The sequence below is a fragment of the Corynebacterium sp. CMW7794 genome (genome assembly GCF_001563605.1).
GTDB classification, from domain to species: domain Bacteria; phylum Actinomycetota; class Actinomycetes; order Mycobacteriales; family Mycobacteriaceae; genus Corynebacterium; species Corynebacterium phoceense.
In genome coordinates, this window is sequence record NZ_KQ961772.1 from 23,262 (window position 1) to 30,511 (window position 7,250).

Sequence of the window (7,250 nt, forward strand, 5' to 3'; positions counted from 1 at the left end):
CAACAGCCGCCACCATTACTAAATCTCCCAGTAAGTCACACTGATGTGATTTAATAGGCGGAGAAAATAAAAAGCCGCGCCTCACACTCGTGGGGTGCGCAGCGCGAGCGGCACACACCCTCGGTTCAAGTCCAGGGCGCGCACATTCCTCGAAAACGAGGAAACCCCCGCATCATCGAGCGCCAACTCTAGCGGGGGTCCAAGATAATACGACACCGACCGTGTCGGTTAATACTTTACCACTTCCATACGGACAGTGAGCAAAGCACAACACGGGCGGTGTCGATAATCCGAAAGGAGACTACGGCACCATGCAGCCCCCACACAACCCCAATGAGCGTCGCGCCAAGCTCGAAGCAGTCAAAGAACTAGCCCGCAGGCAAGAACACGACGCCGCACAAGAACTCCTCCAAGCCCAGGACGTCGGCTACACCTCTAAACTATTCGTCCAAGCACTTTTTCCTTATCGCAAAACCGAGGATAAGGAACGCGTCATCATCACCCCGTCGGGGAAAATCGTGGTGTATTCAGGCGAGGGACTTCCCTACGGCAAGTACCCCAGACTCATCATGGCGTACTTGATTACCCGCGCAGTCGAAAACGCCGGACGACTCAAAGAGGGGAAAATCCGCCAGGAAGAAGCGTTACGCATCCCCCTCGGCCACTCCATGAACCAATTCCTTAGCTCCATTGGTATCGGCAAGCGCGGAACTGGCGGAGCCAAGGGGACAATCACCATCGTCCGAGAACAATTGATTCGCCTGTCCGACTCTCGCATTACGGTTAAGTCCGATGATGGAGTCAGAGCACGAGGAAAGCACACGCAAATCCTGGACGAATGGGACTTGTGGTTCGATACGCGTGACCCTAATCAAGGTAGCTTCGTCGAAAGCTACCTCAAGCTCACACCACAGTTCTTCCAGCACATCGCAGAATCCCCCATCCCCATTGACCTCAACGTGCTGCGCCAGCTGACCAAGCCACGCTCAATGGACATCTACATCTGGCTTACCCTCAAGCAGTACTGGCTCGCCAAGAACAACCGCGACGCCTACACCTTCACCTGGGACATGATCGCCACTAACTTTGCGACAAAAGAACTCAAAACCGCACAAGAAGTCGCACACTTCCGCGCGGAAATAAAGAAGTCCATTCACGACATTCTGACTGTTTGGCCGGACGCCGGCGTCACCGCCGACACCAACGGCGTGACCGTCACCAAGACAGCAACATCCATCCGCCAACGCCCACCACGACCCCAACTCGACTAGCCCCAGCAAGCGGAAGCGCCCCACGCGGGGCGCTTTCTTTATGGGCAAACCACACTGCGCAGATTTACCGATACGCGTGCGCAGATTTACCGATACGCGTGCGCAGATTTACCGATACGGCGTATTTTCCCAGGTCGGCGTGCGCAGATTTACCGATACGCAGAAAAAGCGTGCGCAGATTTACCGATACGCGTGCGCAGATTTACCGATACGCGACCACTTATCCACAGGGTTTAACCTGCGAGTTTACCTATTTTCCCAGGTGGCTTATAACTATATCCCTGTATTTCTATATCCCCAGCCGATCAATCAGCAAAACCGTTCAATACGGGTTACGGTTTATGCTCCCGCCTCGCCTTGCGGCTCGTTGGGCTGCCGCCCAAATCAATAGATTTGGTTGCCACACAACTACCCCACTACTCAAGGCACACACGCATTCTCACTGCCCCACGGGGAAAGAAAAACAATCAAAAATAAACCTCTCCCCAACTTCGACAACCTGACACATCCACACCCAACCGCACACGCTCTCACAGAAGTCTTGTTCCGAGACTAGGCACTAGGCCTACAATGGTGCGGTGTAGTCCCCTCCCAACACTGCAAAGATAGAGCGTACTTGCGCTTCGCATCACTTTCACGTTCGCCTGACACTCCAAGGTGATCAATGCGCCCATATGGTAGTCGCTGAGGTGTCCTAAGATCTCTTATCTACTCAGATGGAACGGAAGTAGAGACCGTTCAACTACCTGTAGGGCGGGTCCGTCTCCGTGACTGGGCAACTCACCTACATTTGCTTCCTTCTAAAAGGCCACTGCCTTCCAACGGCCCTAGAAGGCGCGGGATTCTCATTTTAGGCTGATGCATATGCGATACCCGCGCTAGGCTAAGCCCCTTATATGGCTCTGGATGTGGTGATTGCTGCAGAACCGTCATCAGTAAGGGTGACTTTTCCATCTACGCGGTAGACTTCACGCAACATTTTTGCGGTTAACACGTCCTTAGCTGCTCCGTGTGCGTATACAGTGCCCGCGTGGAGTACCGCAATGCGGTGAGCGAAGCGCGCTGCTTGTGAAAGATCGTGCATCGAAACCACGACCGCCGCGGGTGCTTCAGCTGCATAGGCGCGAATATGCTCCATGAGGATGAGCTGATTTCTTAGGTCAAGAGCGCTGGTTGGCTCGTCCAGTAGTAATGCCTGCGGCCGGCATACGATGGCCTGGGCGAAGCTTACTAATTGACGCTGGCCGCCGGAGAGCTGGGACATTGTTCGGGATTCTAGGTCTTCTAGCCCCAGCCGCGTGAGGACCGAGCTGACTCGGTCCTGTGTGGATGTGGCTACCCGTAGTCCGCTGAATCCCGTCCGGGAATGCTGGAGTGCCAGAAGTACCGATTCGAATACGGTAAGGGTGCTTTCCGGCGGGGGATCCTGTGGCAAATATACTGCCTCGGGCCCAGTGACGTCGCCGCTGAATCGGCATAGGTTAGCCATGCAGCGCAGCAAAGTCGACTTACCAGCGCCATTAGGGCCGACGAGGGCGGTGACGGTTCCAGCTTCGATCTTTGGGAGACATACGTCATTCAGTATCTGTTCGTCTCCATGGGAAAAGCACAGGTTATCTACCCGGAGTGTGGGTTCTGGCGGAACCGTGGGCGGTTGTTCCACGAGGGGGTCCTTTCTGGGGCAGGAAGTACTGGGAGAGGCGATCATTAGGTTGAGGAGACAGTTCGGGGGCGGCGTCGCAAAACAATGAGGACGACGAACACGGGAACGCCCACAATCGCGGTGATGATGCCGACAGGCAGAATCGCCCCAGGCTGGATCAGCTTGGATACCACTGAGGCTGAGGTCAGCAAAAGCGCACCTGAGATGATGGACGTGGTGAGGAAGAAGCGTTGGTCCTCACCAACGAGCATCCTGGCGATATGTGGGCCGACGAGTCCGATGAAACCAATTGTCCCGGCCATCGAAACGGCAGTTGCCGCCATAAGGGAGACTCCCACCAGCGTGTACGTGCGCAGCTTTGGGATATTGATACCCATGGACCTAGCGCGGTCGTCGCCCATTCGAAACGCGGTCAGCGTCCACGCATTGCGGTAGAAGTAAGCAATTCCGATTAGTGAGATGACCGCGAGAAGGCCGATCTGAGGCCACGTAGCGCGCGTAAGGCTGCCCAAGGTCCAGAAAACCACCTGCTCTAATTGGGTCTGCGAGGCGAGGTACTGCATTAGCGCTAGTAGAGCATCGAAGAGGAACACGATGGCTATGCCCAGCAGAATCATTCCCTCGGTACCAGAGCTCTTTGACCGAGAGAATAGGACGATCACCGCACAGGCCGCGAGGGCGAAGACCCAAGCACTGCCCGCCATTCCCAGCGCTGCCCCGATTCCCGCCGCGGTGAATCCTGAGACGGTGGCAAAGGCTGCGCCAAAGCTCGCAGCGGCGGAAATGCCCAGCGTATAGGGCTCTGCCAAGGGGTTATCCAAGATGGTTTGCATCTCTGCGCCGGCAGCAGCGAGGGTGCCACCGATGAGCACCGCTGTGACGGTCATAGGCAGACGTATATCAAAGATGATCTGCCAGTCAATTGGGCGGGAATCGCTGGGGTGAAAGAGCACGTAGAGCGCCTCATTTGCGTTCAAACTGCTGCCGATGAGGAAATCTATGGCAATGGTGACGCATAGCAGGGCCGTAAGCCCTGCGATGATCGCTACCTTTCGCCTGCTAGCTGTTCGGTACCAGTTTGACCGGGGGCGTTGCCGTTGCGGGGTAGAGTTTTGGTCGTCCACCTCGCTTCCGGTGGCAATTGATTGCGCTCGTGCTCCGTGGCTCATGGCAAACCAGTCCAGAAGGTGCCGCTAGCCTCCACAGGGAGGAATTTTTCATGTAGTTCTTCCAAATCGGCCTGCGGGTCGACATCGGAAAACAGGTCGGGGTGCATGGCTTTGGCAAACCACTCGATGGCTAGGTAGTTGTATGGGGAGTCGTAGAAGTGATGCCACGCAGCGTAGGCCCGCTTGTTCTTGACCGCCCGCATTTCCTTAAGGACAGGTTGCCCGTCAACAACGCGTTGGAAGTCTTTGGCTGCCTGTTCGGTGGACTCGTCGTAGCCCAGGGGTACAAAGCCATTCTTCTTTGGCTGCTGCTTGGCGCCGGTCCAGTCTGCGCCGGTGGCGATGATGACGTCTGGGTCTTTTTCAGCTAGCGCCTCGGGAGAGACTTGCCCCTGCTTGGCGTCGATCATATCGTCGCCCACGTTTTCGCCACCCGCTGCGTTAACAATTTGGGCTAGGTTGGACTTAGCGAAGGTAGAGCAGCAGTCGAAGTAGCCGGGAGCTCGCCAGAGGAAGGTCGGTGTGGGGGTGGCCTTGGCTTTTTCTAGGCGCTCCTGAACCATGTTCACCTTGGACTCATAGAACTCGGCATACTCTTCCGCTTCCTTCTCGTGGCCGAGTACCTTGCCGAGCAAGCGCACGCTCGGTGCGGTGTTCTTCACCGGGTCGGTAAAGTAATCGACGGTAACCGTGGGGATTCCGGCCTTTTCTAGACCGTCTACGATGCCAGCATCCTGGGCGGCTTCGAAGCTGCTTGCGGAGACAATGAAGACATCTGGACGGGAATTCAAAGCTTGCTCAACGGACATCGAGCCGTCGTAAACTTCACCAGTTTGCTCAATATCTTCGATCTCTGAGAATTTCTGTTCGTACTTCTTGTACGTGCCAGGGTCGTTCTGCTCCAGGTCATCTGGCCAGGCAACGATGCCCTGGAGCGGGTTTTCTTTGTTGAGGATGGATGTCGTGTAAAGCATCCGTTGCCCGCCCATGAGGACCCGATCGACGTTCTTCGGGACCTCGACTTCGCGCCCGAGAATGTCGGTGATCTGTTGCTTTTCTCCGTCATCTGCGGTCTGTTGTTCATCGTTAGTGCTGCAGGCAGCGGTCATAAGGAGGGCAGTGGCGGTGACGGCTGAGGCGACTACGCGGGCCATTCGGTGGTGAGGGGCGCGTGGGGTTTTAAAACCGCGAGCCCTAGTTGTCGTGAGGGACAAGGCAATCCTTTCTTCCAAGTGGATCTATTAGGTTAGCCATACCTTTGTTTATCTACAATGGGTGATGAAACTTTTACCCCCCAACATTCCCGTTAAGTCAGTTCATTCAGTCGGCGGGAATATGTGCGTAGCAGCAGTACCGCCGTGGTTGCGAAACCCATGATGAGTCCTAACCAGACGCCATATCCTTCCCATCCGAGGAGCTTTCCAAATATCAGAATCCCGGGGACGCCAACCAGCCAGTACCCGACGAGGGTGCAGCGTAGCCCTGAGGTGGTGTCTTTCAGGCCTCTCAGTAGGCCCACTGCCACGTTTTGGATTCCTTTGGCGAACTGTTGCAGTACCGCGAGACATAGGAGCAGGACGGCAATGTGAAAGGTGGTGGGATCTGCCTCTTTTAAGAAAGGATGCAGTACCCACCTGCCCAACAGAAGCCACAGCGCGCCCATTATTCCCAGATACGTGACCACGACGAACAATATGCGTCGGGTAATCTCGCGCACTGAGTCGGCACTCTCGGCCCGAGCCCTTGTGATCAGCACCGAGCCGCCGTGAGAAAAGCCGATGCACACTTGGTAAACGATGTACGCCAGTTGGTTCACAATATTGTGCGCCGCTAGCATCTGTGGGCTAAAGGTCCCCATCACTAAACCGGCGATGGTTGTTATTGCAGCCTCCGAGCCATAGGTCAGACTGACTGGTACCCCGAGGCGGACGAGGCGGCAGATAGTCTCCCCATCTCCTTTACACGGAAGGATGTGGAAATAGGGCTGTAGCTCGGGAATGCGCAGTACCACAATCCGGAAGGCCAGGAAGGTAAGCAGTTGGATGACAGTTGTAGAAAGCCCGATGCCCGCTACCTTCCAGTGATCCGAGGCTGCCCATGTCATAAATAACCAGTTCAATGCGATATTTATAAATATCGATATCAGCGTGATGGTTAACAGGGAGCCGGGTTTTCGCATGCCCACGGCGAATTGGCGCAGGACGTTGAGCCACATCATCGGGACTAACCCGGGTGCGAGCGCAAGGGTCATGGCGAAGGTGAGTTGGGCAACGTGCTTGTCGATGGGCAGAACAAGGACCAATCCGCCTAGGGCGATGACCAGTAACGCGCCGAGAATTGCAGTGCCAGTGGCCACCGCGAAGGAGGAGCGCACAGCCCGCCGGATCTGTTCTGCTCCCGCCTCGCAATTTTGACAAGAGGTTTTCTCTTTTTCCATTTTTGCTGCTGCTTCAGCCACAAGATTTGCCCCGGCCGTCACCATGCCCACGCACATCGTGCGGATCTGGTTGTAAAGCTGCATCGCTAGGCCGCCGCCGGCTATCGCCAGTACGCCCACGGACTGCAGCATCAATACGTCCGTGGTGGTCAATGCAACTCCGGCGAGTTGTACTCCAGCGATGGGAAGGGAAATTCCCAGAACTTCGCGATATTTCCGGATGGATTTCAACCTCGCAGCCACCTTCAACTTCGGACTAACATTCGTCTCGGCCCTCGCTTCTCATCTTCTAAACCTCGCCCATTTTGGCGGCTGGTCTCCAATGTGCTGCGGTTTCTAGCGGTAGATACGCAGCACATCCGATTCATTTGCGGCCTCCAGGCCGTTGAAGCGAATGGCGCTGCGATACATCTGCACCAAAGTTGCAATCGGACGCTGCCGTCTGCACCATGGAAATTAGTGGTTCGCCCCTGCGGATTCAGCTGGTGCTGGCCGATGCCCCAGCGGTACCACCGTTGGTTGAGACCGAATCCCGTTCAGGGCTGGTGTTTGCAGCGGCAGAGACTCCCTTCGGAAAGTATAAAGATTATACCTAGTTTAGGTAAGGCTACCATAATTGAAGATTTCCACTTCAAACACTTCAGGTGGAAGGAGTGTGAAGATGGATAGGAGAGACTGAAGTGTCCCAGGTTTTGTTCCGTTTGAGTAGA

Annotated in this window: 5 protein-coding genes; 1 reads left to right on the top strand and 4 read right to left on the bottom strand. The window is 55.6% G+C overall.

Annotation, left to right across the window (positions count from 1 at the left end):
* Nucleotides 1-311 precede the first annotated feature (311 nt).
* Complete coding sequence (locus tag HMPREF3227_RS10790; protein WP_066513046.1) at nt 312-1,271, top strand: replication protein RepA; 960 nt, start codon at nt 312-314, stop codon at nt 1,269-1,271.
* Nucleotides 1,272-2,163: 892 nt separating this feature from the next.
* Here the strand turns inward: HMPREF3227_RS10790 and HMPREF3227_RS10795 are convergent.
* The 4 genes from HMPREF3227_RS10795 to HMPREF3227_RS10810 form a co-directional block, all read right to left on the bottom strand.
* Entirely contained in the window at nt 2,164-2,979 is an 816-nt protein-coding gene (locus HMPREF3227_RS10795) for an ABC transporter ATP-binding protein (RefSeq protein ID WP_049156256.1), read from the bottom strand.
* Entirely contained in the window at nt 2,979-4,103 is a 1,125-nt protein-coding gene (locus tag HMPREF3227_RS10800) for a FecCD family ABC transporter permease (RefSeq protein WP_080975109.1), read from the bottom strand. Before HMPREF3227_RS10800 ends, HMPREF3227_RS10795 begins: the two co-directional genes overlap by 1 nt.
* Nucleotides 4,100-5,257, bottom strand: coding sequence for an ABC transporter substrate-binding protein (locus tag HMPREF3227_RS10805; protein ID WP_049156259.1), 1,158 nt, complete (start codon nt 5,255-5,257; stop codon nt 4,100-4,102). Before HMPREF3227_RS10805 ends, HMPREF3227_RS10800 begins: the two co-directional genes overlap by 4 nt.
* 152 nt (nt 5,258-5,409) lie before the next feature.
* Nucleotides 5,410-6,771 carry an MATE family efflux transporter gene (locus tag HMPREF3227_RS10810; protein WP_231732355.1) on the bottom strand — a complete coding sequence of 454 codons (1,362 nt, stop codon included), beginning with the start codon at nt 6,769-6,771 and terminating at the stop codon, nt 5,410-5,412.
* Nucleotides 6,772-7,250: the final 479 nt, after the last annotated feature.

What these genes read in the sequence shown, in the direction of transcription:
- HMPREF3227_RS10790 (WP_066513046.1), top strand. Translation starts at nt 312, where the DNA reads ATGCAGCCCCCACACAACCCCAATGAGCGTCGCGCCAAGCTCGAAGCA.
- HMPREF3227_RS10800 (WP_080975109.1), bottom strand. Translation starts at nt 4,103, where the DNA reads ATGAGCCACGGAGCACGAGCGCAATCAATTGCCACCGGAAGCGAGGTG.
- HMPREF3227_RS10795 (WP_049156256.1), bottom strand. Translation starts at nt 2,979, where the DNA reads ATGATCGCCTCTCCCAGTACTTCCTGCCCCAGAAAGGACCCCCTCGTG.
- HMPREF3227_RS10805 (WP_049156259.1), bottom strand. Translation starts at nt 5,257, where the DNA reads ATGGCCCGCGTAGTCGCCTCAGCCGTCACCGCCACTGCCCTCCTTATG.